The 26,725-nt window shown below is 72.7% G+C and carries 25 protein-coding genes and 1 riboswitch; of the genes, 6 read left to right on the top strand and 19 right to left on the bottom strand.

The features are described 5' to 3' along the window. Window positions 1-29 precede the first annotated feature (29 nt). The 14 genes from ettA to LO762_RS26875 form a co-directional block, all read right to left on the bottom strand. Window positions 30-1,691, bottom strand: a complete 1,662-nt coding sequence (gene ettA / locus LO762_RS26940; protein WP_230618827.1) for an energy-dependent translational throttle protein EttA — start codon at window positions 1,689-1,691, stop codon at window positions 30-32. An 84-nt stretch (window positions 1,692-1,775) separates the two neighbouring features. After that, the gene (locus LO762_RS26935; protein ID WP_230618826.1) at window positions 1,776-2,984 is read right to left on the bottom strand and encodes a GGDEF domain-containing protein; all 1,209 of its coding nucleotides are present in this window, start codon (window positions 2,982-2,984) and stop codon (window positions 1,776-1,778) included. A 640-nt stretch (window positions 2,985-3,624) separates the two neighbouring features. Then, window positions 3,625-4,095, bottom strand: a complete 471-nt coding sequence (locus tag LO762_RS26930; RefSeq protein ID WP_230618825.1) for a single-stranded DNA-binding protein — start codon at window positions 4,093-4,095, stop codon at window positions 3,625-3,627. A gap of 108 nt (window positions 4,096-4,203) precedes the next feature. Continuing rightward, window positions 4,204-6,690 carry a hypothetical protein gene (locus LO762_RS26925; RefSeq protein WP_230618824.1) on the bottom strand — a complete coding sequence of 829 codons (2,487 nt, stop codon included), beginning with the start codon at window positions 6,688-6,690 and terminating at the stop codon, window positions 4,204-4,206. Beyond that, on the bottom strand, window positions 6,687-8,369 hold the full coding sequence (locus LO762_RS26920; RefSeq protein WP_230618823.1) for an AAA family ATPase: 1,683 nt from the start codon (window positions 8,367-8,369) through the stop codon (window positions 6,687-6,689). Before LO762_RS26920 ends, LO762_RS26925 begins: the two co-directional genes overlap by 4 nt. Before the next feature lie 68 nt (window positions 8,370-8,437). Beyond that, entirely contained in the window at window positions 8,438-9,688 is a 1,251-nt protein-coding gene (gene cobA / locus LO762_RS26915; protein ID WP_230618976.1) for a uroporphyrinogen-III C-methyltransferase, read from the bottom strand. Window positions 9,689-9,821: 133 nt separating this feature from the next. Continuing rightward, window positions 9,822-10,847, bottom strand: a complete 1,026-nt coding sequence (cobC, locus tag LO762_RS26910; protein WP_230618822.1) for an Rv2231c family pyridoxal phosphate-dependent protein CobC — start codon at window positions 10,845-10,847, stop codon at window positions 9,822-9,824. A 25-nt stretch (window positions 10,848-10,872) separates the two neighbouring features. Then, the gene (locus LO762_RS26905; protein WP_230618821.1) at window positions 10,873-11,460 is read right to left on the bottom strand and encodes a precorrin-8X methylmutase; all 588 of its coding nucleotides are present in this window, start codon (window positions 11,458-11,460) and stop codon (window positions 10,873-10,875) included. Beyond that, the gene (locus LO762_RS26900) at window positions 11,460-11,879 is read right to left on the bottom strand and encodes a cobalamin biosynthesis protein (protein WP_230618820.1); all 420 of its coding nucleotides are present in this window, start codon (window positions 11,877-11,879) and stop codon (window positions 11,460-11,462) included. Before LO762_RS26900 ends, LO762_RS26905 begins: the two co-directional genes overlap by 1 nt. After that, a complete protein-coding gene (gene cbiE / locus LO762_RS26895; RefSeq protein ID WP_230618819.1) occupies window positions 11,876-13,066 on the bottom strand; it encodes a precorrin-6y C5,15-methyltransferase (decarboxylating) subunit CbiE in 1,191 nt (396 codons plus the stop codon). Before cbiE ends, LO762_RS26900 begins: the two co-directional genes overlap by 4 nt. Beyond that, window positions 13,057-14,394, bottom strand: coding sequence for a cobyrinate a,c-diamide synthase (locus tag LO762_RS26890; protein ID WP_230618818.1), 1,338 nt, complete (start codon window positions 14,392-14,394; stop codon window positions 13,057-13,059). Before LO762_RS26890 ends, cbiE begins: the two co-directional genes overlap by 10 nt. Beyond that, window positions 14,391-14,993, bottom strand: coding sequence for a cob(I)yrinic acid a,c-diamide adenosyltransferase (cobO, locus tag LO762_RS26885; RefSeq protein ID WP_230618817.1), 603 nt, complete (start codon window positions 14,991-14,993; stop codon window positions 14,391-14,393). Before cobO ends, LO762_RS26890 begins: the two co-directional genes overlap by 4 nt. After that, window positions 14,993-16,942, bottom strand: a complete 1,950-nt coding sequence (locus tag LO762_RS26880; RefSeq protein WP_308104623.1) for a putative cobaltochelatase — start codon at window positions 16,940-16,942, stop codon at window positions 14,993-14,995. The genes cobO and LO762_RS26880 overlap by 1 nt, the downstream gene beginning before the upstream one ends. 36 nt (window positions 16,943-16,978) lie before the next feature. Then, a riboswitch (cobalamin riboswitch) is annotated at window positions 16,979-17,107 on the bottom strand. A gap of 82 nt (window positions 17,108-17,189) precedes the next feature. Beyond that, window positions 17,190-17,612, bottom strand: coding sequence for an ATP-binding protein (locus tag LO762_RS26875; RefSeq protein ID WP_230618816.1), 423 nt, complete (start codon window positions 17,610-17,612; stop codon window positions 17,190-17,192). Window positions 17,613-17,773: 161 nt separating this feature from the next. Between LO762_RS26875 and LO762_RS26870 the strand changes: the two genes are divergently transcribed. The 4 genes from LO762_RS26870 to LO762_RS26855 are packed head-to-tail and all read left to right on the top strand — an operon-like array spanning window position 17,774 to window position 20,834. Further along, window positions 17,774-18,604, top strand: a complete 831-nt coding sequence (locus LO762_RS26870; RefSeq protein WP_230618815.1) for a helix-turn-helix transcriptional regulator — start codon at window positions 17,774-17,776, stop codon at window positions 18,602-18,604. 4 nt (window positions 18,605-18,608) lie between these two features. Then, on the top strand, window positions 18,609-18,785 hold the full coding sequence (locus tag LO762_RS26865) for a DUF397 domain-containing protein (protein WP_230618814.1): 177 nt from the start codon (window positions 18,609-18,611) through the stop codon (window positions 18,783-18,785). Window positions 18,786-18,835: 50 nt separating this feature from the next. Next, window positions 18,836-19,840, top strand: a complete 1,005-nt coding sequence (locus LO762_RS26860) for an LLM class F420-dependent oxidoreductase (protein WP_230618813.1) — start codon at window positions 18,836-18,838, stop codon at window positions 19,838-19,840. 22 nt (window positions 19,841-19,862) lie between these two features. After that, on the top strand, window positions 19,863-20,834 hold the full coding sequence (locus LO762_RS26855) for an alpha/beta hydrolase (protein ID WP_230618812.1): 972 nt from the start codon (window positions 19,863-19,865) through the stop codon (window positions 20,832-20,834). A gap of 23 nt (window positions 20,835-20,857) precedes the next feature. Here the strand turns inward: LO762_RS26855 and LO762_RS26850 are convergent, their stop codons facing one another. From LO762_RS26850 to LO762_RS26840, 3 genes are read right to left on the bottom strand one after another with little or no spacing between them, the layout of a single operon-like run. Further along, window positions 20,858-22,621 (bottom strand): serine/threonine-protein kinase, encoded by a 1,764-nt coding sequence (locus tag LO762_RS26850; protein WP_230618811.1) that lies wholly within the window; start codon window positions 22,619-22,621, stop codon window positions 20,858-20,860. 38 nt (window positions 22,622-22,659) lie between these two features. Next, entirely contained in the window at window positions 22,660-23,622 is a 963-nt protein-coding gene (locus tag LO762_RS26845) for a quinone oxidoreductase (RefSeq protein ID WP_230618810.1), read from the bottom strand. Window positions 23,623-23,647: 25 nt separating this feature from the next. Further along, window positions 23,648-24,313 carry a TetR family transcriptional regulator gene (locus LO762_RS26840; protein WP_230618973.1) on the bottom strand — a complete coding sequence of 222 codons (666 nt, stop codon included), beginning with the start codon at window positions 24,311-24,313 and terminating at the stop codon, window positions 23,648-23,650. A gap of 196 nt (window positions 24,314-24,509) precedes the next feature. On the opposite strand from LO762_RS26840, the gene LO762_RS26835 reads away from it, so the two are divergent. Next, window positions 24,510-24,776, top strand: coding sequence for a DUF6504 family protein (locus LO762_RS26835; RefSeq protein WP_230618809.1), 267 nt, complete (start codon window positions 24,510-24,512; stop codon window positions 24,774-24,776). Between the two features lie 10 nt (window positions 24,777-24,786). Here the strand turns inward: LO762_RS26835 and LO762_RS26830 are convergent, their stop codons facing one another. Further along, complete coding sequence (locus tag LO762_RS26830; protein ID WP_230618808.1) at window positions 24,787-25,470, bottom strand: DUF4328 domain-containing protein; 684 nt, start codon at window positions 25,468-25,470, stop codon at window positions 24,787-24,789. 154 nt (window positions 25,471-25,624) lie between these two features. Here LO762_RS26830 and LO762_RS26825 point away from each other — a divergent pair, with 154 nt between their 5' ends. Next, window positions 25,625-26,185, top strand: a complete 561-nt coding sequence (locus LO762_RS26825; protein ID WP_230618807.1) for a TetR/AcrR family transcriptional regulator — start codon at window positions 25,625-25,627, stop codon at window positions 26,183-26,185. Here LO762_RS26825 and LO762_RS26820 read toward each other — a convergent pair. Next, on the bottom strand, window positions 26,148-26,717 hold the full coding sequence (locus LO762_RS26820) for a DUF1444 domain-containing protein (protein WP_230618806.1): 570 nt from the start codon (window positions 26,715-26,717) through the stop codon (window positions 26,148-26,150). The genes LO762_RS26825 and LO762_RS26820 overlap by 38 nt on opposite strands. Between the last annotated feature and the right edge of the window lie 8 nt (window positions 26,718-26,725).

Here is a 26,725-nt window from a genome sequence, read left to right as displayed (position 1 = left end):
GGCATTCCGGGACGGCCCCTGGCCCGCCTCTAGCGGGTGAGCTTGCGGTACGTCACGCGGTGCGGCCGTGCCGCCTCCGCGCCCAGGCGCTGGATCTTGTTCTTCTCGTAGTCGGCGAAGTTGCCCTCGAACCAGAACCAGCTCGACTCGCCCTCCCACGCCAGGATGTGCGTGGCGATGCGGTCGAGGAACCACCTGTCGTGCGAGGTGATCACGGCGCAGCCCGGGAACTCCAGGAGCGCGTTCTCCAGCGACGACAGCGTCTCGACGTCCAGGTCGTTGGTCGGCTCGTCCAGCAGCAGCACGTTGCCGCCCTGCTTCAGGGTGAGCGCCAGGTTCAGCCGGTTGCGCTCACCGCCCGACAGCACGCCCGCCTTCTTCTGCTGGTCCGGGCCCTTGAAGCCGAACGCCGCGACATAGGCGCGCGAGGGCATCTCGACCTGGCCGACCTTGATGTGGTCGAGGCCGTCGGAGACGACCTGCCAGACCGTCGCCTGCGGGTCGATGCCGCCGCGGCCCTGGTCGACGTAGGAGATCTGCACCGTGTCGCCGATCTTCAGCGCGCCGCTGTCAGGCTGCTGCTCACCGGTGATCATCCGGAACAGCGTCGTCTTGCCGACGCCGTTCGGGCCGATGACGCCGACGATGCCGTTCGGCGGCAGGTTGAACGTCAGGTCGTCCATGAGGACCTTGTCGCCGAACGCCTTGTTCAGGTGCTCGGCGACGATCACCGTGCCGCCCAGCCGCGGACCCGGCGGGATCTGGATCTCCTCGAAGTCCAGCTTGCGGGTCTTGGCGGCCTCCGACGCCATCTCCTCGTACCGGGCGAGACGGGCCTTGCTCTTGGTCTGGCGGGCCTTGGCGTTGGAGCGGACCCACTCCAACTCGTCCTCCAGGCGCTTCTTGCGCTTGGCGTCCTTGTTGCCCTCGACCTTGAGGCGCTCGGCCTTCTTCTGCAGGTACGTCGAGTAGTTGCCCTCGTAGGGGAAGCACCGGCCCCGGTCGAGCTCCAGGATCCAGGTGGCGACGTTGTCGAGGAAGTACCGGTCGTGGGTGACCGCCAGGACGGTGCCCGGGTACTTCTCCAGGTACGACTCGAGCCAGTTGACGGACTCGGCGTCGAGGTGGTTGGTGGGCTCGTCGAGCAGCAGGAGGTCGGGGGCTTCCAGCAGCAGCTTGCACAGCGCGACACGGCGCCGCTCGCCACCGGACAGGCTCGTCACGGGGGAGTCGCCGGGCGGGCAGCGCAACGCGTCCATCGCCTGCTCCAACTGGGAGTCGAGGTCCCAGGCGTTGCGGTGGTCGAGCTGCTCCTGGAGCTTGCCCATCTCGGCGAGCAGCTCGTCGCTGTAGTCGGTGGCCATCTGCTCGGCGATCTCGTTGAACCGCGCGAGCAGGCCCATGGTCTCGGCGACGCCCTCCTGGACGTTCTCCAGGACGGTCTTCGACTCGGTGAGCGGCGGCTCCTGCTGGAGCATGCCGACGGAGTAGCCCGGCATGAGCCGCGCCTCCCCGTTGGACGGCTGCTCGATCCCGGCCATCATCTTCATCAGCGTCGACTTGCCCGTGCCGTTCGGACCCACCACGCCGATCTTGGCCCCGGGCAGGAAGTGCAAGGTGACGTCGTCCAGGATCACCTTGTCGCCATGCGCCTTGCGCACACGCTGCATCGTATAGATGTACTCGGCCATACCCCCTACCTTATGGTCTCCCCACCCCTCCCCAAGCCCCCGTCGAGGCGCACGGTGGGCATGGGGTCGCGGGGGTGGGCGGGGTCAGCCGGATTTCCGGACGGCGGGGAGGCAGACCCGGTCTCGGCCGGACTCCTTGGCCCGGTAGAGGGCCAGGTCGGCGGAGGCGAGGAGTTCGATGAGGTCCTCGCCGTGGGTGCGGTAGAGGGCGACGCCGACAGAGATCGTGACCGACACCGTGTTGTCGTCGGCGGGCACCGCCAGGCGGCGGACCCGCGCGCGCAGGCGCTCCGCCACCCGGCACGCCTCCACCGTGTCCGCGCCCGGAAGCAGCACCGCGAACTCCTCACCGCCGAACCGGCCGATCACGTCGTAGTCGCGCAACTGGTGGCACAGCGTCGCCGCGACCGCGACGAGGACCTGGTCACCGGTGAGATGGCCGTAGGTGTCGTTGACCCGCTTGAAGTAGTCGATGTCGATGAGCAGCACCGCGAGCGGCTCATGCGAACGCTCGGACCTGGACAGCTCCGTCTCCGCCTCACGCTGCCACGCGCCCGCGTTGAGCAGACCCGTCTTGGCGTCGGTACGGGCCGCGGCCTGCAACTGCTGGTGCATCAGGCTGCGTTGCAGCAGCACCACCGGCGGCAACGTGAGCAGCAGCAGCGCCGGCGAGATCACACAGCAGATCGTGATCAGCACGCCCAGACACAACTCGACGACGTCGAGCTCAAAACTCTCCCGCGTCCACAGCACGTCGCGCCAACGGACCTGCGGGCTGCTCCCCCGCGCCGCGACCGCGACGATCAACAGGTTCAACACGATGAACAACACCGCGCACCCGACCGCCGCCAGAATCGCCCGCTGATCCTCCACCACCCAGCGCGGACCCGCCGCCAACGGCTCCGGCACCACCCGGTGGAACACCGCCGACGCCGCCGCGCCCGCCAAGCCCAGCGCCGCCGTCACCAACACCCTGCGGTACAGCAGCGCCCGCCGCACCCGGTACTGCAACAACACCTGCAACGGCACCGGCATCAGCAGGGCGTACACCGGCGGCAGCAGCAGCGCCGCGGGCAGCCACCACGCCGACAGCAGATCCCGCGCGATCCCCGCCGGAATCCCCAACCGCCGCGACGCCTCGACGCAGACCGCGCAGCACAACGCCAACGCCACACACGTCAACACGTCCCACAACCGGAACCCGGTGACCGCCACCTGCCACACCGTCACCCACAGATACGACGCGACGATCAGCGACACATACACGACAAGCCACGGCGGCTGCGCCAGCAACGCCGACCTCCCGTGACCCCGGCCGGACTCCCCGCCCTCCCGGCGATGCTCATCGGAGGCTGACTGGTGCACTGCCGTCATGCTTCCCCCACCCCGGCCACCTATCACGTTAGGTAACACGATAGTTGCAAGGCGTGCTGTGCGCGCCAAAAAGCTCTGTTTATTGGCGGCTCCTTCGTCGCCGCGGGTTCGGGCGCTTTGCGAGCCCGGCGCCGCCCCTCCGGCCTGGCGGCCTCCGGGGCGACACCGGGGCGCCCGAACGTGCGGGTTGCTCTGGAACTCACGGTGCGGGTTGCTCTGGAACTCACGGTGTGGGGTGCTCTGGAACTCACGGTGTGGGGTGCTCTGGAACTCACGGTGTGGGGTGCTCTGGAACTCATGGTGTGGGGTGCTCTGGAACTTGTCCGGGTGGGGCGGGTTCGGCCGCTTCGGCCTGGTGGCTTCCGGGACGGACCCGGGATGCCCGGATCTTGAGGGTTGACCTGGAGTATGTCCGGGGTGTGTGTCCTCCTGTTCGGGTTGTTCTGGGACTTGGGGGGCTGGGTTCGGGCGCTCTGGGCTGGGGTGGGTGAGGGCTGAACTGTGGGGGGCTCTGGGGTGGGGTGGGGTGGGTGGTCGGGGGTTCTGGGGTTGGGGTGGGTTAGGCGGCGTGGGGTTCGTTGTTCTTGGTTTTGGGGGTGATCTCCTCCTCGTTCTCGTCTTGGGGTGCTGTTGCTTCTGGGGGGTGGGTGGGTGGGGATGTTGTGGGGCGGGGGGTTCGGGTGTAGTGGGCGGTGCCTCGGGTTAGGTCGGGGCCTAGGGCGATGGCTTCCAGGTCTACGGCGGTGCGGCGTTCGCCGTCTCGTTCGTAGGAGCGGACGCGGAGGCGGCCGTGGACGATGACGGGGGTGCCTGGGGGGAGGTCGGAGGCGGCTACGTTCTCGGCCAGGGAGCGCCAGCAGGTGACGCCCAGGAAGGTGGGGTCGGCGGTTTCCCAGTGGCCGGTGGTGCGGTTGAGGCGCGCGGGGGTGACGCCTACTCGTAAAGAGAGAAAGGGGATTCCGGTGCGGGTGAAGGTGAGCAGGGGGCGTCTTGCGACCCAGCCGACCAGTGTGGTGAAAGCCTCGTCCATGGCACAGCTCCGTGTGCTCGGGGGCCCCAGGTCGGGCCCGTCGAGACCAAGCCTGCCCCCGGCGGTCACCCGCCACAACCACAGAATCACGTTCTGTGGATAACTCGCTCACGCGACGGCGATATCCACCGTTTTGCGGTAGTCCGCGTAGGCCTTGAGTTCGGCGGCGACGGGGCGCAGCACCAGTTCGTCGGCGACGGACTCCAGGCTCTGCCGCATCCGGGCCTCGACCCGCTCGCCGTGCCGGGCAGCGGACAGGGCGACGACGTTGCGGCAGGCGGCGGCCGTCAGAGCGCCCATGCCGACCATGCAGACGGTGAGGATCACCACCCAGGGCAGGATCGCCAGGTCGCCGATCAGCGCGCTGGGCGCCTCGGCCACCTCGAACGCGCCGTACACGACGAGCAGGACGATCCACCCGAAGCCCAGGGCCGTCCCGGCGAGCAGGAGGCGCTGCCAGAACTTGACCAGCCACCACCAGCGCGGCACCTGGTTGAACGACGGCACCGTCTCGCGCAGCGCGACGCCGAGCGCGTCCGGCAGTTGGGCGGCGTGCGTGCGGGCGGCGGCCCGCACCGAGCGCCGCCAGGGGCCCGGCAGGTCCTCGGTGACGCCGTCGGTGACGCCGTGCAGGGCGCTGTCCACGCCGCCCTGCTGCGCGCCGAGCGGTCCGGTGAAGGAGCCGCGCAGTTCCTCGCGCAGCTCCGACAGCCGCATCGTGCGCAGCGGGTCGCGCCGGAACCTGGCGGCCCAGCGGGCGGGCGGCCAGCCGACGTAGTCGGCGGCGCGCAGCTCGAACGCGCTCTGCATGGCCTCGGCGACGGCGGGCACCCCGGCCGCGACGGTCAGCGCGTCCAGCAGCGCCTCGGCGTGCGGGCCATCCACCTCGGCGGCCGGGTCGGCGGCGTCGGTCGGGCCCGCGTGCCGTTCGAAGCGTTCGATGAGCGCGTCGATGTCGGCGGCGAGCCGGGACGCGCGGGCGCTCTGCGCGGCGACGGTCTGGGCGAGGATCTCGCGCAGCTCGTCCACCCCGCCCCGGGCGACGGCGGAGGTGGTGATGATCCGCGGGTCGGTCAGCCCCTCGGCCTCCAGGAGGCGGCGCAGGTCGGTGACGCAGTCCTTGACCTCGGCGGGTCCGAGCCGGTCCACCTGGTTGAGCACGATCAGCGTGACGGCGGCGTGCCGGGCGAACGGGATGATGTAGTCGTGGTGGAGTGACGCGTCCGCGTACTTCTGCGGGTCCACCACCCAGATGAGCAGGTCGGCGACGCCGGTGAACCTGTCGACCTCGGCGCGGTGCGCGGCCTGGATGGAGTCGTGGTCGGGCAGGTCGATCAGGACGAGGCCGCGCAGGGAGCCTTCGGCCCTGGTGCCGGACCTGTCGAGGGCGCTGGCGCGGGCGTAGCGGAACCGCTTGTCGATGTTCAGCCAGTCGAGCAGGGGCGCGGCGCCGTCCATGCCCCACACGCAGGCGTGCGGGAGCGACGTCATGGGCCGCCGCATGCCCGTCGGGGAGAGTTCGAGGCCGCAGACGGCGTTGAACAGCGAGGACTTGCCGCTGCCGGTGCCGCCCGCGAGGGTGACGACGGTGTGGTCGCCGGACAGCCGCATCCGGGCGCCCGCGCGGTCCAGGAGAGCGCGGGCCTCCTCCAGCAGGTCCTCGTCGAGCCTGCCTTCGCCGAGTTCGACGAGGCTTTCCAGCGCGGTGATCCTTCCGCCGAGCTCGCCGGGGATGGCCTCCTTGGCGGGCTCGTCCTCGGGCTCGGGGGTGTTGTCCTCGGCGGCGTCCTCTTCCGCGACGTCCTTCTCGGCGTCGTCGGCGGGCTCGTCTTCCGCGGCCTCGGCGGGCTCCTCCTCCACGGCGGGCTCTTCGACGGCGGCCTTCTCGTCGTCGGAGGAAGGCTCCTCCGTCTCGGCGACCTCAAGGTCGTCCCGGGTGGAGGCGGGCCGTTCGTCGGTGTCCGGCTCGGGCTCGCCGGGCTGGACGGGCTGGTCGTCGCGGGTGTCGGCGGGCCGCTCGCGTCCCGCGCCGGCGGGTTCGGGCGCCTCGAACCTGGGCCCTGCGGCGTCCTCGGCCTTGGTCTCCAGCAGCGCGGCGAGTTCGGAGGCGCGCGGCACCCGGTACTCGGCGCTGGTCAGCGGGTCGTCGTCGGTGTCGCGGCCGTACCTGCCCCAGGTGGGGCGGGCGCCGGGCGCGCCGTCGGACGTGAACGGGTCGGTGCCCTCGGCGGAGACGGGCGCGCGCAGGGCGCGGGAGGCGAAGTCGTCGGCCGGGCTCGGCCGGGGCACCAGGACGACGGGCTCCGCGCCCTCCTCGGCGTCGGCCTCGGATTCGGACGCGGGCTCGGATTCCGTCTCGGCCTCGGCGGCGCCGGGCGGCGCGGGCCAGGCCGAGCGCAGCCCGCCGGGCCCGAAGTCGTCGCTGGTCAGCGGGTCGTCGTCGGACGACGGGGCGGGCGCGGGCACGCGGGCGCCGCCGCCCGTCTGGCTCCGCACCAGCTTGAGACCGCGCGGTCCGAAGTCGGCGCTGGTCAGGGGGTCTTCCTTGGGCGGGGGCGGGGACGCGGGGTCGCGGACCTCGTCGGGGTCGGTCACCGGGCGACCTCCAGGTTGTACGTGGCCTGGTAGAGGGCGACGGCCAGGCTTTCGTCGGGGATGTCGGCCTGGTCGAGTGCCGCGTGGAAACGCAGGCTCTCCTCGTCGAACAGCATGGTGATCCGGCTGCGCAGGTCGGCCTTGGCCTTGGCGCTCATGCCGCGCAGCGACTCGGGCCCGAACAGCGACTTCAGCAGCCGCTGCGGCACCGCGCTGGTGCCGCCCTCAACGACGACGTCGCTGGTGCCGTAGCCGAAGATCCCGACCATGAGCACGACGGACAACGCCTCCTCGTCGAAGGAGACGAGCTTGGCTATGGACCGCTTGATCACTCCCTCGGTGCGCACCAGCTCCAGCACGTGGTCCTGCCAGGCGCTGACCGCGCGGGTGATCCGCCGGGACAGCTCGGGCGAGACGTGGCCGAGCTGCTCGGCCATGTCGCCGAGCACGTGCACGCCGGCCGGGTCGGCCTGCCAGCGGGTGACGGCCTGCTCGGCGCCCTGCTCGGCGCCGGCGAGGATCAGCGCTTCGAGGCCGGAGCGCAGCGCGCCCTTGAGCGCCCGCACCCGGGGCGCGGTGTGGCGGCGGCGCGAGCCCTTGGGGGCGTCCTTGCCGCGGCGCAGGTGCAGGGCGCGCAGCAGGTCGCCGGTTCCGGCGAAGTCCTGCCAGCGGGCCAGGACCTCGCCCTGGAGGAGGGCGCCGTTGCGGGTCGCCTCGTCCAGTTCGGCGAGGGCGGTGGAGTAGGCGGCCTCGACCTCGCGGGCGAGCAGGTCACGGCGGTCGACCTGCTCCTCGATCTGCTTGGCCAGCTGCGGGATACGCACCCGGAAGCTGTCCAGGACACCGCCGAGGGTCTCGGCGATGACCTCGTCACGGGCCTCCAGGTCGTCCACCAGCTCCATCAGCCATGCCCGGATCGTGGCGATGTCGTCCTCGGGAAGGCGCGAGTCGGTGATCGTCGTCTCGGGGATGGTGAAGCGGGGGGCGACGCCGAAGTCGCGTTCGTCCAGCATCTCGGCGAAGTGCTCGGCGATCTCCTCGCCTCCGCCGGGCTGCACACGCGACAGCACGACGCCGAGGGTGGCGCCCTGCTCGCGCGCGCGCTCCAGCATCTTCCAGACCTGGGCGTCGGCGTACCGGGCGGCGGTGGTGACGCAGATCCACAGGTCGGCGGCGGCCATGAGCTTTGTGGCGAACCCGTAGTGGTCCTCGAACAGCGAGTCGAAGTCGGGGCTGTCCAGGACGGCGAGGCCGCGCGGGACGGCCTCGGTACGGATCACGACGAGCTGGTCGCCCACGACGGCGTCGGGCGCGGGCCCCTCGACCCGGCCCATCGTCGGCAGCACGCCGGGGGGCCGCTCGTCGGTGCCCATGAACCAGTCGAAGTTCTCGGGGTGGCAGACGAGGATGGGGCTGGACGTGGTGGGGCGGAGCACGCCGGTGCCGGAGACCCGCGCGCCGACCAGCGAGTTCACCAGGGTGGACTTGCCCGCGCCGGTGGAGCCGCCCAGGACGGCCAGCAGCGGCGTGGCCGCGGCGCGCACCCGGGGCAGCACGTAGTCGTCGAGCTGGTCGCGGATCTCCCGCGCGGCCACGGCGGCGGCGTCGGCCCCGGGGACATCGAGAGTGAACCGCAGTGCGTCGATCTGGTCGCGCAGGTCTACCAGGACGCGGCCCAAGGGGACCGGTCCTTCGGCCGACGCGGAGATCAAGCCGTCGCGCCGTGCGCTCTGGTCCGCCGGGGAGGTCACGGATCCCGCCCTATATCCGCCGTCAGGTTGCCCATCTGTGCTGCCACGCGTACGACCTCGCCGACGACCACGATCGCCGGTGGCCGCACCCCGTGCGCCGTCATCTCGTCCGCCACGGTGCCCAGCGTGGCGAAAACCGCTCGCTGGCCCGGGAGGGTGCCGTCCTGGATGACTGCCACAGGTGTGTCAGTCGCACGACCATAGCGCATGAGAGCGTCAGCTATCAGGCGCATCCGCTCGACGGCCATCATCAGCACGAGAGTTCCCCCGTTCCGGGCGAGGACCTCCCAGTCGACGGTCGAGTCGGGGTGGCCGGGAGGCACGTGCGCGGAGACGACGTGGAACTCCTGGGAGACGCCCCGGTGCGTCACGGGGACACCCGCCGCGCCGGGGGCGGCGATGGAGCTGCTGATGCCGGGCACGACCGTGACGGGCACGCCCTGCGCGGCGCAGTAGATCGCCTCTTCGCCTCCGCGGCCGAAGACGAAGTTGTCGCCTCCCTTGAGCCGTACGACGAACTTGCCTTGTTTGGCGTGCTCCACGAGCAGCTCGTTGATCTTGTCCTGGTGCAGCGCCCTGCCGTAGGGGATCTTGGCGGCGTCGATCACCTCGACGTCGGGGGCGAGCTCGTCGAGGAGGACGCTGGGCGCGAGCCGGTCGGCGACCACCACGTCGGCCTGGGCGAGGAGCTGCTTACCGCGCACCGTGATGAGGCCGGGGTCGCCGGGGCCGCCTCCGACGAGGGCGACGCCGGTCGGCTTGTGCCGGGAGTGGCGGGCCTTCAGGGTGGCGTCGCGCAGGCCGTCCACGATCGCGTCGCGGATGCCGGCCGAGCGGGCGGGGTCGCCGTCGCTGGTGACGCCGACGGTGGTCTCGCCGACGTAGCCGGTGGCGGGGGTCCAGGCGGCGGACGCCTCGGCGTCGTCGGCGCGCACGCACCAGATCCGGGCGGCCTCGGCGTCGGCCGCGACGAGCCCGTTGACGGCGGGGTCGTCGGTGCACGCCTGGACGAGCCAGGCGCCGTCGAGGTCGCCGGTGCGGTAGGGGCGCGGGTGCCAGGCGGCGAGGCGGTCGCGCAGGCCCTCCAGGGACGGTGTGATCTCCGGCGCGACGAGCTCGACGGACGCGCCGGCGGCGAGCAGGGTCGGGACGCGCCGCTGCGCCACCCTGCCGCCGCCCACGACGACGACACGGCGTCCGGTGAGACGCAGTCCCAGGAGATAAGGCGGCACCTGCGGGCTTCCCATCTGCAGAAACTTCGGCGGCTGCTGCTGGACCATGAGGTCGGCCAGGCTGCTGGGACAAAGGTACTCGGCCGGGAGAGCCGCGCCCGCCACAAGGGGGCTTCAGCCAACGATCGTGACTTTCCTGGAAGGAAACCTAAGAAACCGACAGGATCCGGGCAAGGGTGGTGAGGAGGGGGTCGGTCGCCTCGGGCGTGCGGACGGCGACCCTGATCCACTCCGGACCCAGGCCGGGGAAGGTGTCGCCGCGCCTTACCGCGAACCCCTCGGCGCGCAGGGCGTCGCGTACTCCGTCGCCCGCCCGCGCGCACACGAACGAGGCGCTGGCACCGGGCACGACGTGCAGGCCGAGCGCAAGCAGGCCGTCGGTGAGGTAGGCGCGGTGGGCGGTGAGTTCGGCGGCCCAGCGGCCGGTCTCGGCGGCGGCCCGCTCGCCCATGCACGCCTCGATCGCGGCGAGCGCGGGCGTGGAGACGGCCCAGAGGGGCTGCGCGGCGGCCAGCGCGCCGACCAGGGGTTCGGGCGCGAGCACGTACCCGGCGCGCAGGCCCGCCAGGCCCCAGGTCTTGGTGAGGCTGCGCAGGACGACGACGCGGCCGTCACCGGCCAGGCTCTCGGGCTCGCCGGGGACGCAGTCCATGAACGCCTCGTCCACGACGACCGTCCTTCCGGGCCGCAGGAGGGCGCGGATCCCGGCCGCCGGGTGGAGCACCGACGTGGGGTTCGTGGGGTTGCCGATCATGACGAGGTCGGCGTCGTCGGGGACAAGGCACGCGTCGAAGGCGAAGGCTCCAGAGAGGACCACCCGGTGGACCTCGTGGCCCGCCGCGCGCAACGCCGCCTCGGGCTCGGTGAACTGCGGATGCACCACGACGGCCTTACGCGGCCGTAGGACACGGGCGAGGAGGACGAACGCCTCGGCGGCCCCGGAGGTGAGCAGCACCTCTCCGTCCCGTCTTCCATGCCTGCGGGCGACGGCGGAGCGCGCGCGCGAGGAGTCCGGGTAGGCGGCGATCCGCGTCAGGGACTCCGCGACGATCTCCGCGAGCCAGCGCGGGGGCGTGTCGGCCCGCACGTTCACCGCGAAGTCGGCGAGGCCCGCGCCCACCTCGGCGTCCCCGTGGTGCCCGAGGTCCAGAACGTCGGGGAAAGGAGACCCCACCGGGGGCCGCTGTTGGGCCGGCATCTCAGGGCTGGAAGAACAAGAGGGCGTTGACCGCGGCCGCGGCGACGGTCGCGCCGCCCTTCTCGGACACGTTGCTGACCTGCGGGAGCCCGCTGCCGCGCAGTTTGGCCTTGGCCTCGGCGGCGCCCACGAACCCGACGGGCATGCCCACGACGAGGCTCGGCCGCACCCCGCGCAGGATCAGCTCCTCAAGGGCGCTGGAGGCGCTGCCCACGACCCACACGGCGCCGGGGCCGACCTCGGAGTAGGCGAGCCGCACGGCGGCGGCGGACCGGGTGATCCCGGCGGCCTTGGCCATCCGGACGGCGGCCGGGTCGTCGATCGGGCAGACGGCCTGGCGCTCGGCTATCCCGGCGGCGACGGCGGGCACGTCGGTGACGATCGGGGCGCCCGCGCGCAGCGCGTCGAAGCCGCGCCGCAGGTGCCGCTCGTCGGTGACGAGGTCGACGGCGTACTCCAGGTCGGCGCTCGTGTGGATGATCCGTTCGGCCACCGCCCGCCACAGCGGCGGCATCGGCGACAGGTCGACCCGGGACCGGAGGATCTCGTACGAGGCGGCCTCGATCGGGTGCGGCTGCCGCACGTTCATCACGTCTCCTCCTTAAACCGCGCCACTGCCACGGTAGCCCCTGCCGAACGCGTCTTGGCCACCACCAGGACGGCCTCCGCGGCGGCCGTGGGCGGGCCGTGCGCGCCGCGCCGGGCGGCCCCGGCGAGCGCCGCCGCCTCGGCCACACTGCCCGTGCCGACGGCCCGCGACGCCGCGCCGCCGGACGCCGCACCCGGTGTCCCGGCAAGCGTAGCGGCCCCGAAGATCAGCAGCCTCCAGCCCCGTTCCTCCACCAACCGCACGATCCCCCGCTCCCCCGCCTTAGCCTCAACCGTCCCCACCGCCACCACCTCGTCAGCACAAATCCCGGCCTCCCCCAACACCCGCTCCACCAACCCGTCCACCTCCCCAAACCCCACCCCCCGCCGAGCCCCGACCCCCACCACGTACCGGGTCATGGGCGGGTGCCGGAGGCGATGAAGACGGGGTTGGTGGGGTGGAGGCGGTGGGTGCCGTCGGGGAGGGGGGTGAGGCGGGAGGCGGAGAGTTGGACGGCTTCGGCGGTGTAGCCCTCGGCGCGGAGGAGGGCGAGGACGGGGGCTACGCGTTCGATGGCGGCGAGGGAGACGGTGATGGCTCGGAGGGCTCGGGGGGCGCATGCCTGGATGGTCTTCAGGCCGCCGCCGCCTACGAAGATCGCGTCTGGTTCGGGGAGGTGGTCGAGGACGGCGGGGGACTCGCCTCGGGAGACGGCGACCTTGACGCCGTGGCGCTGCACGTTGCGGCGGATGCGGGCGCAGGACTCCTCGTCGCGCTCCACGGCGATCGCGGCGGCGCCCAGCCGGGCGCACTCGATGGCGACCGAGCCGCTGCCCGCGCCGATGTCCCACACCAGGTCGCCGACACGCGGGCCCAGCCTGGACAGGATGTAGGCGCGGGTCTCCGCCTTGGTGATCTGCCCGTTGCGGTACTCGAACTCACTCTCCGGCAGCGCCCACCCGGACGGCCCGGGACGCGCCCCTGCGATCCACCCGGCGGGCCCGACGGGCTTGCGCGGGTCGTACACGATGACGACGTTCGGGTCGCGCCACGGCCTTGTGGTGGCCTCGGCGGGGCGGACCCGGACGACCCGCTCGTCCGGCGCCCCGAGGTTCTCGCAGACGACGAAGGCGCGCGGTGTCTGCGGGTGCAGCTCCCTGCCGAGTTCGGCGGGCCCGGCTCCGGGCGCGGTGAGCACCGCGACCTTCGGGTGGGCCCGGCAGGCGTTGACGGCACGGCGGATGTCGCGTCCGTTGGCGGAGACGACGAGGGCGTCGTCCCAGGACATGCCCGCGCGCGCGAAGGCGAGCGACACGGACGAGCGCGCCGCGAACACCTCAAGGGTGTGGCCGCGCTCCCGCAGCGCCCGCACGATGCCGAAGAAGCCGGGATCCCCGCTGGCCAGGACGACGGGACGGCCTTCGTGCGCGTCCAACTCGTCCAGGGCGGGCGCGAGTCGGCCCAGCACGATCGTCGGCACCCCCTCGGGGGGAGGCAGCGCCGCGAGGTGGCGTGCCCCGCCGACGATGAGGGTGGCCTCCGCAAGCCGGGCCAGGGCTTCCGGCTCGGGGGCTGTGCCGTCGTAGCCGATCACCGTCACGCGCATGCGGCCACCAGCCTTTCCGGGAGGCGGGGGGCGCCCGCCCAGTGCAGGTGCAGGTAGGACGCGAGGACACCGCCGTGGACGAACCCCTCGGGGCCGTCGGGGCTCCACTGCCAGGCGGGGGTCGTGCCACGCGGCGGTGTCATCGCCGTCCGGTGGAACTCATGCCCGTGCACCCGCTCCCCCACCCGCGCCACGGCCGAGTCCGCGACGGCGACGGCGCGCCGGTAGCCGAGGGTCAGCTTGGGTGTCATCGCGGCCGTCGCGTCGAGGACGCCGCACATGGGGGTCCCGTCGAGTTCGCGGGCCAGGTAGAGCATCCCGGCGCACTCGGCGTAGACGGGTCCGGCGAATCCGGCGATCTCGGCCATGAGGGGCTTGTTGCCGCCCAGGTCGGCGGCGTACATCTCGGGGAAGCCGCCGCCGATGACGAGGGCGCGCGCGCCGGGCGGGAGCGCCTCGTCGCGCAGCGGGTCGAACGGGACGACGGTCGCGCCCGCCGCCTCCAGCAGTTCGCTCTGCTCGGCGTACCCGAACGTGAACGCGGGGCCGCCCGCGACCGCCACGACGGGGTTCCCCGCCGAACGCGCGACCTCGTCCTCCGGCGCCCAGGCGGGCCCGTCGAGCGCGGGCGCGGTGCGGGCCAGCGCGAGGAGCGCGTCGAGGTCGCACGACCCCTCGACGATCGCGCCGAGCCGCCGTACGGCCCTGAGCGCGTCCGGACGGCGTTCGGCCACCGGGATGAGGCCCAGATGCCGGGACGGGGTCGCGACCTCCTCGTGGCGCCGTACAACGCCGAGCACGGGCACTCCCAGTTCGGCCATCGCCGCCCGGCAGATCTCCTCGTGCCGGTCGCTGCCGACCCGGTTGAGCACCACGCCGCCGATCCACACCGGTCCGTGCCCGCCCGGGTCGAAGGTCAGGAACCCGTGCACGGCCGCGGCGATCGAGCGGCCCGCCGACGCGCAGTCCACGATGAGCACGACCGGCGCCCGCAGCAGCCGCGCCACGTGCGCGGTGGACGCGAAGTCGCCCTGCCCGACCGCCCCGTCGAACAGTCCCATGACGCCCTCGACCACGGCGACGTCGGCGCCGCGCGCGCCGTGCCGGAACAGCGGCGCCACCCGCTCCTCGCCGACGAGGAACGGGTCGAGGTTGCGGCCGGGCAGCCCGGTGGCCAGCGCGTGGTAGCCGGGGTCGATGTAGTCGGGGCCGACCTTGTGCGGGGAGACGGCGAGGCCGCGCCCGGCGAGCGCGGCCATCAGGCCCGTCGCGATCGTCGTCTTGCCAGCCCCCGAGGAGGCCGCGGCCACGACAAGGCGAGGGATCACCACTCGATGCCCTTCTGCCCCTTCTGCCCGCGGTCCATCGGGTGCTTGACCTTCGCCATCTCGGTGACGAGGTCGGCGAACTCCAGGAGGCGCGGGTCGGCGTCCCGGCCGGTGATGACGACGTGCTGGCGGCCCGTCCTGGCGGCGAGCGCGGCGATCACGTCCTCGACGTCCACCCAGCCCCACTTCATCGGGTAGGTGAACTCGTCGAGGACGTACAGGCCGTACTTCTCGGCGGCGAGGTCGCGCTTGATCTGGGCCCAGCCCTCGCGGGCGTCGGCGGCGTGGTCCTCGTCGCTGCCGCTCTTGCGGATCCAGGACCAGCCCTCGCCCATCTTGTGCCAGTCCACCGGCGCGCCCTCGCCGGAGGCGCCGAGCGCGAGCAGCGCCCGTTCCTCGCCGATCCGCCACTTGGCCGACTTGACGAACTGGAACACCCCGACCGGCCAGCCCTGGTTCCAGGCGCGCAGCGCGAGCCCGAACGCGGCGGTGGACTTGCCCTTGCCGGGGCCGGTGTGCACGATCACCAGCGGTTGGGTGCGGCGCTGCCGGGTGGTCAGGCCGTCGTCCGGGACGCTCTCCGGTTTGCCCTGCGGCATCAGGAGGCCCTCCTCTCGCCTCGCGAGGCGCGTCTGTCCCTGACGACGGAGGCGAGCGAGCCCAAGCCGTCCAGGGGGATGAGTTCGGCTTGCAGAGACACCGCGAGATCGGCGGCGAGGCCGAGCCGCACCGGGCCCGTCTCGCAGTCCACGACGACGGCGGGCACCCCGGCCAGGGCGGGCGCGAGGGTCTTCGGGTCGGGCCCGTGCGTCGCCCTGCCGTCGGTGACGAGCACGAGGAGGGGCCGCCGCGAGGGGTCGCGCAGCCGTTCGGCTCGTAGCACGTCGGCGGCCTTCAGCAGCCCGGCCGCGAGCGGGGTGCGGCCGCCGACGGGCAGCCGCTCCAGCCTGCGCGCCCCGGCCTCCACCGACGACGTCGGGGGCAGCGCGAGGTCCGCGCCCGTCCCCCGGAAGGTGACGAGGCCGACCTTGTCGCGCCGCTGGTAGGCGTCCAGCAGCAGGGACAGCACGGCCGTCTTCACCGCGCCCATCCGCTTGCGCGCGGCCATGGAGCCGCTGGCGTCAACGACGAAGAGCACGAGGTTGCCCTCACGCCCCTCCCGGACGGCCCGCCTCACGTCCGCTCCGGTGAGCACAAGGCCGGGCCCGCTACGGCCGCGCTCACGCTGGTGCGGAGCGGCGGCGCGCAGGGTGGCGCTCAGGTGCAGCGGCCCCTGCCCTTCGGTTCTGGCTCCCGTGACGCGTCCCGCGCGGCCGCGCGCCTTGGACCTGCGTCCGGGCGCGCCCTCCCCCACGCCGTCCACGGTGAGCAGCCTCGGCCGGAACGCCTGGCCCGCGTGCGACGGCTGCGGCGCCGCCCCCTGGCCCTGGCCGCCCCCTTCGCCAGCCTCGCCGCCGCCTTCGCCCTGCGGAGGCACGTCGGACGGGGCGGGCGGCTCCGAGCCGCCCGAAGGGTCGGGGTCGGGCTCGGGTTCCGGCTCGAAGGAGTTCTCCTCCAGCAGTTCCTCAAGGCGCTGCTCGTCCAGGCCCGGCGCGTCGAACGGGTCGCGGCGGCGCCGGTGCGGCAGCGCGAGCCGGACGGCCTGGCGCACGTCGTCCTCGGTGACGTCGCCGCGCCCGTGCCAGGCGGCGAGCGCCAGCGCGGCCCGCGCGGTGACGAGGTCGGCGCGCAGCCCGTCCACGTCGAAGCCCGCGCAGATCGCGGTGATCGCCTTGAGCGCCTCGTCGCCGAGCACCACCGACGGCAGGAGCGCGCGCGCTTCAGCGATCCGTACCCCCAATGCCGCCTCCTCGGCGGCGTATGCGACGGCGAACCCCGACGGGTCGGCTTCGAACGCCAGCCTCCGCCGGACGACCTCCGCCCGCTCTTCCGGGTCCCGGGTGGCGGCCACCTCGACCGTCAGCCCGAACCGGTCGAGGAGCTGCGGCCGCAGCTCGCCCTCCTCGGGGTTCATCGTGCCGACGAGCAGGAACCGCGCCGCGTGCCTGACCGAGACGCCTTCGCGCTCCACGAACGACCTGCCCATGGCGGCGGCGTCCAGGAGGAGGTCCACCAGGTGGTCGTGCAGGAGGTTGACCTCGTCCACGTACAGGACGCCCCGGTGCGCGGCGGCCAATAGGCCGGGCTCGTAAGCGCGCACGCCTTCGGTGAGGGCACGTTCCAGGTCGAGCGAGCCGGTCAGCCTGTCCTCGGAGGCCCCCACGGGCAGCTCGACCAGGCGCGCCGCCCGCGTCTCCACGGAGCCGGGGGCGTGCGGCCCGTCGGGGCACTCGGGGTCGGGCGCCGCCGGGTCGCAGGAGAAGCGGCAGCCCTGCGCCACGTCCAGGCCGGGCAGGAGCGCCGCCAGCGCGCGCACGACGGTCGACTTGGCTGTGCCCTTCTCCCCTCGCACGAGGACCCCTCCGACGGCGGGGGAGACGGCGTTGAGCAGGAGCGCGAGTTTCAGGTCGGCCATGCCGACGACGGCGGAGAACGGATAGGGCGTCACGGTGTCCTTCCCACGGGTTTCCTCGCCCGGTCGGGGTGAACTGTCGCGGCGGCCGGAGTTCCTGGCTTCCGGTCTCGCCGGTCACAGTTGCGGGACAGCCCCGGACTCCCACCGGGTTCCTCCGCGGACACGCCGCAAAGAGCATCCCACAGCCGGTGACCAGTGACGAGACCGCCCCGAACAGGACGGCCACCACCATGCAGGAAGGAAATAGTCGTTAATCGTAGATTTCCGGTGAAAGTTCGCATTAGCGCGAGCAGCTGAACCAGATCGCCTTGCCCCGGATCCGGGGGTCCAGCCGCGCCCGCGCGACCTCCGTGCCCCACCGGCCCTTGCTGAGTTCCGCGACGATGCTCAGGCCACGACCGAAATCCCCGCGCTCGAACGCCAGCGGCAGATCCCGCGTCGGCAGCGCGTCGAAGATCGCGCACGAGAACTCGAACGCGTCGAGGCACGACACCCACAGCTCGTGCGGCGGATGGCCCGCCGCGTGCTGGTGCGCGTTCGTCGCCAGCTCGCTCACCATGAGCCCGGCGTCGTCCACCGCGCCTTCGGGGACCCCCAGCTCAGCGAGGGTGTCCCGGACCAACCGCCGGGCCGTGCGGGCGCACGTGGCGTCCGCGGGCAGCGACCACGCCCAGGTGCGTCCCAGGTCTCTAGCGAGCTCCACAAGCGCCCTTTCGCCGGAGTGCCGACGGACCGCCGAACACGCGGCGTTCCCGAACAGTCACGATGGTTAGGCTGACGTGGGAATCTCACCCTTGCAACAGACTTCGCGAAGATTATTGGTTTCTTATGTACGTAAACGCAAGACGGCAGCAGACTCATCCCATGACTTACCGTCCCACCGTAAGAGGGCGCCGCCTGGCGCGGGAACTCCGGCGCCTTCGCGAGAACCAGGGGCTCACGCTCCAGGACGTCGCCGACCGTCTCGGGTGGTCCCGCGCCACCGTGTCACGTCTGGAGACCGGCCAGACCAGGCCGCGCGACGTCGCAGAACTGCTCGACCTCTACGGGGTCACCAGCCCCGACCGTGACGCCTTGCTCACCCTGTCGCGTGAAGCGCGGCAGATGGGATGGTGGACGGCTTACGTGGACGTCTTCAGCGGGTCCTATGTCGGCCTGGAGGACGAGTCCTCGGAGATCCGCAACTGGGACTCCCAGCTCGTCCACGGGTTGCTGCAGACCGAGGACTACGCGCGCGCGGTGATCACCGCGGGCCGCTTCCTCCCGTCCAAGGCCGACATCGACCGCAGGATCCACGCCCGCAAGCAGCGTCAGGCGCTGTTGGACCGGGACGACGCGCCGCATCTGCACGTCGTGCTGGACGAGGCGGCGATCCGGCGGCCGATCGGAGGCGAGCCGGTGATGCGGGAGCAGCTGCTGTCGCTGGTGACGGCGGCGGATCGCCCGAACGTGACGATTCAGGTGATGCCGTACACCGCGGGCGCCCACGCGGGGCTTGACGGCAGGTTCACCATTCTGTCGTTCCAGGACCCGGCCGACCCCGATATCGCCTACGTAGAAGGCACCATGGGTGACGTGTATGTGGAGAGCGCTGAGGCAATAACACAACACAGAACCCGGTTCGAGCGCATCGAAGACGAGGCGCTGTCCCCCGCAGAATCCGTCCGGCTGCTTGCCGAGGCGGCGAAGGAGTAAATCCGTGGCTCAGCTCATCTGGCGCAAGTCCTCCCACAGCGGCTCCGGAGACCAGTGTGTCGAGATCGCCGCGCTCCCCGAGGGCGGGTGCGCGATCCGCGACTCCAAGAACCCCGGCCTGTCGTCCCTGTCCGTCTCCCCGGCCCGCCTGACCGACCTGATGCGGGGGCTTTCCGAATAACTGAAACGTGTTCTAGTCTCCAGGCACGCACATCTGGAGGTGCAGGACACGTGAAGCTCGGAATCAACGTCGGCTACTGGCAGCGCGACCCGGAGGACGCCACCGAGACGGTCCTCGCCGCCGAGCGGCAGGGCTACGACTCGGTGTTCACCGCCGAGGCGTACGGTTCGGACGCGTTCACCACGCTCGCCTGGTACGGCGCGCGCACGTCGCGCATCAAGCTGGGCACCGCGGTGGCGCAGCTGTCCGCCCGCACCCCGGCCGCCACGGCGATGCACGCGCTCACTCTGGACGCGCTGTCCGGCGGACGGCTGATCCTGGGCCTGGGCGCCTCGGGGCCGCAGGTCGTCGAGGGCTGGTACGGCGTGCCGTTCCCCCGGCCGCTCGCCAGGACCCGCGAGTACCTGCGCGTCCTGCGCGCCGTCTGGGCGCGCGAGGCCCCCGTCACGAACGACGGCCCGCACTACCCGCTCCCCTATCCGGGTGGTGCGGGCCTCGGCAAGCCGCTGAAGTCCATCACCCGGCCGTTCCGCCCCGACATCCCGGTCTACCTGGGGGCGGAGGGGCCGAAGAACGTCGCGCTCGCCGCCGAGATCGCCGACGGGTGGCTGCCGCTGTTCTGCGACCCGGAGAAGATCGAGGACGTCTTCGGCGGCTCCCTCGCGGGCCGCGGGCCGGGCTTCGAGATCACCGCGACGGTGACGACCGTCGTCGCGCCGCTCAACGAGGCGCTCGCCTGGGCGAAGGTGCCCCTGGCGTTCTACATCGGCGGCATGGGCGCCAAGGACAAGAACTTCCACCTGGACCTCATCGGACGGCTCGGCTACGCCGAGGAGGCCGCCCACGTCCAGCGGCTGTTCCTTGAGGGCCGCCGCGACGAGGCCATCAAGGCGGTCCCCGACGGGCTCGCCGACGGCATCTCCCTCCTCGGCCCCCTGGAGCGCGTCGCCGAGCGCCTGGAGCTGTGGAAGAACAGCCCGGTGACGACGCTGCTGCTCGCCGGGGTCAAGGACGAGCCCACCCTCAAAGCGATCCGGGGGCTCGTGGACTCCTGACCCGCCGTGGTGGAATGGCCCCATGGCAGACGCGGCGATCGAAGACATCCTCGGGCCCGGTTACGAGGCGCGGGAAATCCCCCTCCCCTCCGACGCCGAAGGCGAGGTGGTCGCGACGCTGGTCCGGCGGACGGGCGGCGCGCCCACCCGCCGGGCCGTGCTGTACGTGCACGGGTTCGTCGACTACTTCTTCCAGACGCACCTGGCCGACTTCTACGCGGCGCGGGGCTTCGACTTCTACGCGCTCGACCTGCGCAAGTACGGCAGGTCGCTGCGCCCGCACCAGACGGCCAACATGGTCGAGAGCCTCAGCGAGTACTTCGCCGAGCTGGACGAGGCGGTCCGGATCATCCGCGAGGACCACGACGTGCTCCTGGTCAACGGGCACTCCACGGGCGGCCTCATCACGGCGCTGTGGGCCGACCGGGTGCAGGGCAGGGGCCTGGTGCAGGGGCTCTTCCTGAACAGCCCGTTCTTCGACCTCAACGAGACGGCCGTCATGCGGGCCGCGGGCGTCGGCGTCGCCAGGTCGCTGCGCGGGGTCCGGCCGCTGGCCAAGCTGCCCGCCCCGCTCTCGTCGGTCTACGTGACGACCATCCACCGCGACTTCGACGGCGAGTGGGACTTCGACCTGAAGCTGAAGCCGTTTGAGGGCTTCCCGGTGCGGGCGGGCTGGCTCGCCGCGATCCGGCGCGGCCAGAAGCGGGTGCACGCGGGCCTCGCCATCGACGTGCCCGTCCTGGTGATGGCCTCGACCAGGACCGTCCCGGCGCGCGCCGGAGGCGAGGGCATCACGGGCTCCGACATCGTCCTGGACGTCGAGCACATCGCGAAGTGGTCGCCCGGTCTGGGGGCGCACGTGACGATCGTGCGGATCGAGAACGGTCTGCACGACCTTGTCCTGTCCGCCAAGCCCGCGCGCGACCAGGTGTTCACCGAGCTGGGCCGCTGGATCGACGCCTACGTGCCCGCCGAGGCCGACGCGCCCGCCTGAGCGGGGGGCGCGCCGGAGGGGCCTCAGTCGCGGATCTCGGCGATCTGGAAGTTGTCGTACTGCGCGGTGAGGCCCACGGCGTCCCAGTTCCCCTGCTGCAGGATGAGGCCGCCGTCGCCGCCGACCATCGCGCCGTTGGCGTCCACCTCGTCCAGCACCAGGTCGCCGTTCACCCACAGGCGCAGCCGCACGCTCTTCGCGTCGCGCTTCTCGCACGCGATCTGCACCCGGTTGGCCCGCTTCGCCGCGAACCCCGGGACGCCGTCCTTGCGCACCGCGATCTCGCGGATCCCCTGGGTCACGTGCACCCGCTGGACGACGGCGCCCTCCCCGTCGGCGCGGACGAGGAACTGGTAGCCGTCCACCTGGTTGGGGTCCTGGCCGAAGCAGAACAGGCCCGCCGTGGCGCTCGCCGAGCCCGCCATCTTCAGGTCGACCGACAGCAGGGCACGGTCCGGCAGCCCCTCGACCGGCGACTTGGCCTGCACCGTGAGGTCGCGCTCGGCGCTCTTCATCTGGTACACCCACTCGTCGCCGACCTGGACGTAAGCACGCGGGTAGCCCAGGATGTCGCTGTTCCAGCCGGTGGACTTGTTGCTGAACGCGTCGTCGAACCTGCTGAGCGCGTCCGGGACGCCGCCGCCGCGCGCGACCAGGAACGCGCCCACGACCACCGCCGCGACGGCGGCGGCGGCACCGACGAGCAGGTACCTGCGCTGGCTGCGGCTCGGCCGCCTGACGGCGGTGCCGCCCGTCCCGGTCGGGCTGGGCGTGGGCGGCGGCATCGGCGACGCCCACGCCTGCGGCGGCGTGCCGGGGCCCGGCGGCGGGGTGCCGGGGCCGAACGGCGGGGCGGCGGCCAGCGCGCCCACGGGCGCCTGCGGGACGGGTGCCCGCTGGACGGGCGGCGCGAACGGCGGCGGGGTGTCCTGGACGGTCGGGCCCGACGGCCAGGAGGCGGCCTCGATGGTCGGCGCGATCCGTGCCGGGTCCGCGCTGGTCTGCCCGGTGAGCAGTTCGAGCAGCCGTTGCGCGCTCGGCCGCCGCGCCACGTCGTGGGACAGCGCCCGCTCGACCAGCTCGCGCACCGACGCGTCGAGCCCCTCAAGGTTCGGCTCGCCCTGCGTCACCTGGTAGAGGATCGCCGGGACGTTCGCCGCCGCGAACGGCGTGACGCCCGTCCCGGCGAACGCGACGACACAGCCCCACGCCCAGATGTCGGCGGCGGGAGTGGCCTCCTCGCCTCGGATCACCTCGGGCGCCATGTAAGCGGGCGTCCCGACGAACGTTCCAGTACGGGTCGCGGCCACCATCGTGTCCAGCGCGCGCGCTATCCCGAAGTCGATGACGCGCGGCCCGAACTGCGACAGGAGCACGTTGCCCGGCTTCAGGTCGCGGTGCACGATGCCCGCCCCGTGGATCGCCGTCAGCGCCGTCGCGATCCCGACCGCGAGGTGCTCCAGGCCGGAGCCGCGCATCGGGCCCGCCCGCCGGATGTGCTCGTCGAGGTTCGGCCCGTCGACGTACTCGGTGACGACGTACAGCGGGTCGGCCTCGAGGTTGGCGTCGAGCACGCTCGCGGTGCAGAACCGCCGCACGCTGCGCGCCGCCGTCACCTCGCGGCGGAACCTGTCGCGGAACGAGGACTCGTCGGCGAGCTCGTCGTTGATCACCTTGACGGCGACGCGCACGCCCTCGGCGTCCTCGGCGAGGTACACGGTCCCCATGCCGCCGCGGCCGATGCGGTCGAGCAGCCGGTAGGGGCCGATGTGCTGCGGTGCTGTCATGGACGCTCCTCGGGGGGCGAGCGGGCCTGAAGGACGGCTCAGGGGACGAGGAGCAACTTACCGGTTGTCCGGCGTCCTTCCAGATCTTCGTGCGCCTTCCTCGCCTCGGTGAGCGGATACGTCGCCCCGACATGGACCGTCAGGGCGCCCGAGGAGACGAGGTCGAAGACGGCGGCGGCCCTGTCGCGCAACTCCTGCGTCGTCAGCGTGTAGTGCACCAGTGTGGGCCGGGTGAGGTACACCGAACCGGCGGAGGCGAGGCGTCCGGTGTCGAATCCGGTGACGGCGCCGCTGGCCGCGCCGAACAGCGCGAGCAGGCCGCGCGGGCGCAGCGAGGCGAGGCTGCCGTCGAACGTGGCCTTGCCCACACCGTCGTAGACGACGTCCACGCCGCGACCCCCGGTGAGCTCCCGGACGCGCGCAGCGAAGTCCTCGTAGCCGATGACCTCGTCGGCGCCCGCGTCACGCGCGAGCTTCTCTTTCGCGGCGGTGGACACGGTGCCGATGAGCCGTCCGCCGCGCAGCTTGACGAGCTGGGTGACGAGCAGCCCCACCCCGCCGGACGCCGCGTGCAACAGGACGTCGTCGCCCTCCCGCACGGGATGCGTGTCGTAGGTCAGGTAGTGCGCGGTGAGGCCCTGGAGCAGCACGGCGGCGGCCTGCTCGGCGCTCACCCCGTCCGGGACGGGCACCGCGCGCGCCGCGTCCACCAGGGCGTACTCGGCGTACCCGCCGGTCGTGGAGGAGCTGACGACGAGGTCGCCCACGGCGAACCCGGTGACGTCCGGGCCGACCGCCTCGACCGTCCCCGCGGCCTCCTCACCCGGGACGAACGGAAGGTTCCGGTGGTAGTGGCCGGCCCGGTAGTAGGTGTCGATGTAGTTCACCCCCGCCGCCACCACCTTGACCAGGAGCCGGCCGGGGCCGGGCGACGGCACGGGCGCCTCGGTGACGGTCAGGGCCTCGGGGCCGCCGTGTTCGGTGACGACGATCGCGCGCATGCGGGTTCCTCCAGGGACGTGGGGTTCAGGTGCGGACGCCTCCGGGAGAACCGGAACCGCGGACCCAATCTTCCCTGAGCGCGCCCAGCGCCTCCGCGACCGACGCCTCGACGCGCGCGATGACCGCGGGCGGGTCGAACACCTCGCGGCACGCGCACTCCTCGAACCCGACCCTGACCGCCGCGTAGAACATCGACGCGAGCAGCCGGGGCCGCAGCGCGAGCGGCGCGCACGGGCCGCCCGGCGGCTCGCCCAGCCGGGCCGCGAGCTCCTCGGCCAGCGCCCGCGCGCTGAGCTGGTGGCGGGCCATCTGCGCGGCGACCAGCGCCGGGTTGGTCTCCAGCACCTGGCGCAGCCGCCGCATCCGCTCCACCTCGACGGCGTCGCCCAGCTCCGCCTCGCGCAACACCTGGCGGAACGCGCCGAGCAGGGCGCGGGCGGGGTCCTCCGCGCGGGGGCGCGCCCGGACGGCGGCCACGGTGCGGTCGTCGAAGTCGGCGACGAACCCGAGGATCACGTCCTCCTTGGTGGCGAAGTACCGGAAGAACGTCCGCTGGGACACCGGGACCGCCGCCACGATCTCGTCGATCGTCGTCTTCTCGTAACCCCTGCTGAGGAACAGCTCGAGCGCCGCGTCCACCAGGGCGAGCCGCGTCCGCCGCTTCTTCAGCTCGCGCAGCCCGGCCGTCATACCGGCCACCACCCTTTTCCCTCCCTCTCCCGCTTCTCCGCCCGTTCCCCGCCGCCCCGGTGGGCGTCCGCGCGAAGTGTCAGCCGCCGTCATGGTAAGGGGGCGGCGGTGCTGCGGCGGCACCCCGGGACCCCTCGTGCCCCCTACCGCGCGGTGTGTGGCGCGACCCGGCCGTATTCGATAGTGTTTTCGAACGATGAGCGAGGTCGAGCCGGTCACCGTCTGGACCGGGCAGGACGGCCTGCCCCGCCGCTTCGTCTGGCGGGACAGGCTCTTCGTCGTCCAGCGGGTGCTGCGGCACTGGATCGGCAGCCGCGAGCTGTGGCGGGAGCCGGGCCCCGGGCAGGGCCCGGTGCGCGAGTTCTGGCGGGTCGAGGCGTCGCCGGGGCGCGACGCCGGGGTGTACGACCTGCACCGCGAGCCCGGCACCGACACCTGGACGCTGTCGCGCGTCTGGCGGTGAGCGGGCGGCGTCAGGCGGGCGGCACCCGCAGTTGGAGCAGCGTCACGTGGAAGACGACGGCCATCGCGAGCGTCGCCGCCAGGCCGATCGTCGCGGCGGCGGCGGTGCCGATCTGCACGGCGAACACGGCGTCGCCGAGCGAGCCGGTGCGCATCGAGGGGAACAGCTGGGCCAGGCCGACCGCCGCGAGCAGGTTCGACCACCAGGCCGTCACCACGAGCGTGACGGCGTGCCGCTGCGGCAGCGTGTACCGGGCGCTGGCCACCCAGACGTCCAGGACGAGCCGGGGCGGCAGCCACAGGTTCCCGACCGGCACGAGCCACGCGCCGACCGTCCACCAGCGGCGCTGCCGGACGGGGCGCAGCGTCTGCCCGTGCGCCTGCCACAGCCAGGCGAGGAACAGCACGCTCGTCACCACCGCGAGGCACAGCGAGACGACGAAGACGTCACGGTAGCCCTGGAGCGTGACGGAGGCGGACTCCGGGTCGTAGGACAGCGCCGTCGTCCTGGCGAGTTCGGACGACAGCCGCAGCAGGCTCACCGAGGAGCCCATCGCGAGGAAGGCGTTGAAGCCGAGCAGCATGAACAGGCCGATGCCGAGCGCCCGGAAGTCGCGGCGGCGCGACCACGCGCCGCAGGCCGGGCACCTGACCACCTCCAGCGGGATGATGTCCCCGCACAGCCCGCACGGCACCGGGTCACCTCCGCCCCGCTTTTCCCGCAGTCTACGTGTTGTCGACCTGCACTTTAGTGCCGCCTACCTACCGGTATGGAAACCTACCTGCATGGTCCGCCACAGCCCCCACGACACCACGCGTCCGCCCTCCTCGCCCCCGGCGGAGCCCGCTTTGGAAGCGCGTAGGGCGATCCTGGAGGCGGCGCGGCGCTGCTTCCTGCGCGACGGCTGCCACGCCACCTCGCTGCGCGACGTCACCTCCGAGGCGGACGTGCCGTTCCCGGCGGTCGCCGCGCACTTCACCGGCATGGACGAGCTCGTCGAGGCGTTCGCGCAGGACGCGGCGGGCGAGGTCGCGGCGGTGTTCGCCGCGGCGTTCGGCCCGCTGCCCCGGCCGGTCGCGGTGTTCCCGCACGTCGAGGACGGCTTCGCGCTGCTGGCGCTGCGGGTGTGGAGCGCGACGCTGCGCGCGTCGGTCCTGGACGAGCGGGTGGACGCCGCGTACACGATGTTCACCCGGGCCCTGCTGTGGTACGTCGAGCTGTACCAGCGGGGCGGGATGATCACCCGCGAGGTGGACGCGCCCTCCGTCGTGCGGCTGCTGGTGGCCCTCATCCACGTGTTCATGGTGCAGCGGACCCTGTTCGGCGAGGTGGACACCCGGCTGTTCCACGACGGCCTGCGCGCGCTGGCGCTCACGCCCGAAGCGCCGTCCAGCCGTCCCGGCCCCTGAGCAGCAGCCCGCGCGACAGCAGGTGGTCGCCGCGGGCCCACACCCGGTCGGCGACCCAGCGGAGCTTGGCGAGGCCCTGGGCGTCGCGGGAGCCGGTGGCGGTGAACACGTCGCGGGCGGGCACCCCGACGACGAGGTCGCCGTCCACGTCGCCCGCGAGCTTGTCCAGGAACGCCTCGTCAAGGAGGAGCCCGGCCTCCAGGTCGCCGCCTACGGTGACCGTCACGGCGCGCACGTCGGGGAACCAGTTGAGCGCGAGGTCGGGGCGGCGGGCGCGCAGGTTGCCCGCGGCGCGCTCGCGCAGCGCCTCCGGGCGCAGCCCGAGGTCGGCGATCCGGCGCGGGGTGAGCGGGTCGAAGCGGGGCCTGCCGTCGTCGCCGGGCGGGAGGTCGATGCCGTACGAGAGGTACAGCCCGGCCGCGAAGGGCTCCCGGACGGGGGTGTCCTCGGGCAGCGGCGGGTAGTCCAGCCGGACGTCCACCGGAACCCGTGCCCCCGGTATCGGGACGATCAGGTCATAGGGATCGGTCATCGGCTGTC

It is taken from the genome of Actinocorallia sp. API 0066, assembly GCF_020991275.1.
Classification (GTDB): Bacteria; Actinomycetota; Actinomycetes; order Streptosporangiales; family Streptosporangiaceae; genus Actinocorallia.
Note: the sequence above shows the minus strand (reverse complement) of the source record. Positions and strands in the feature narration are given on the sequence as shown.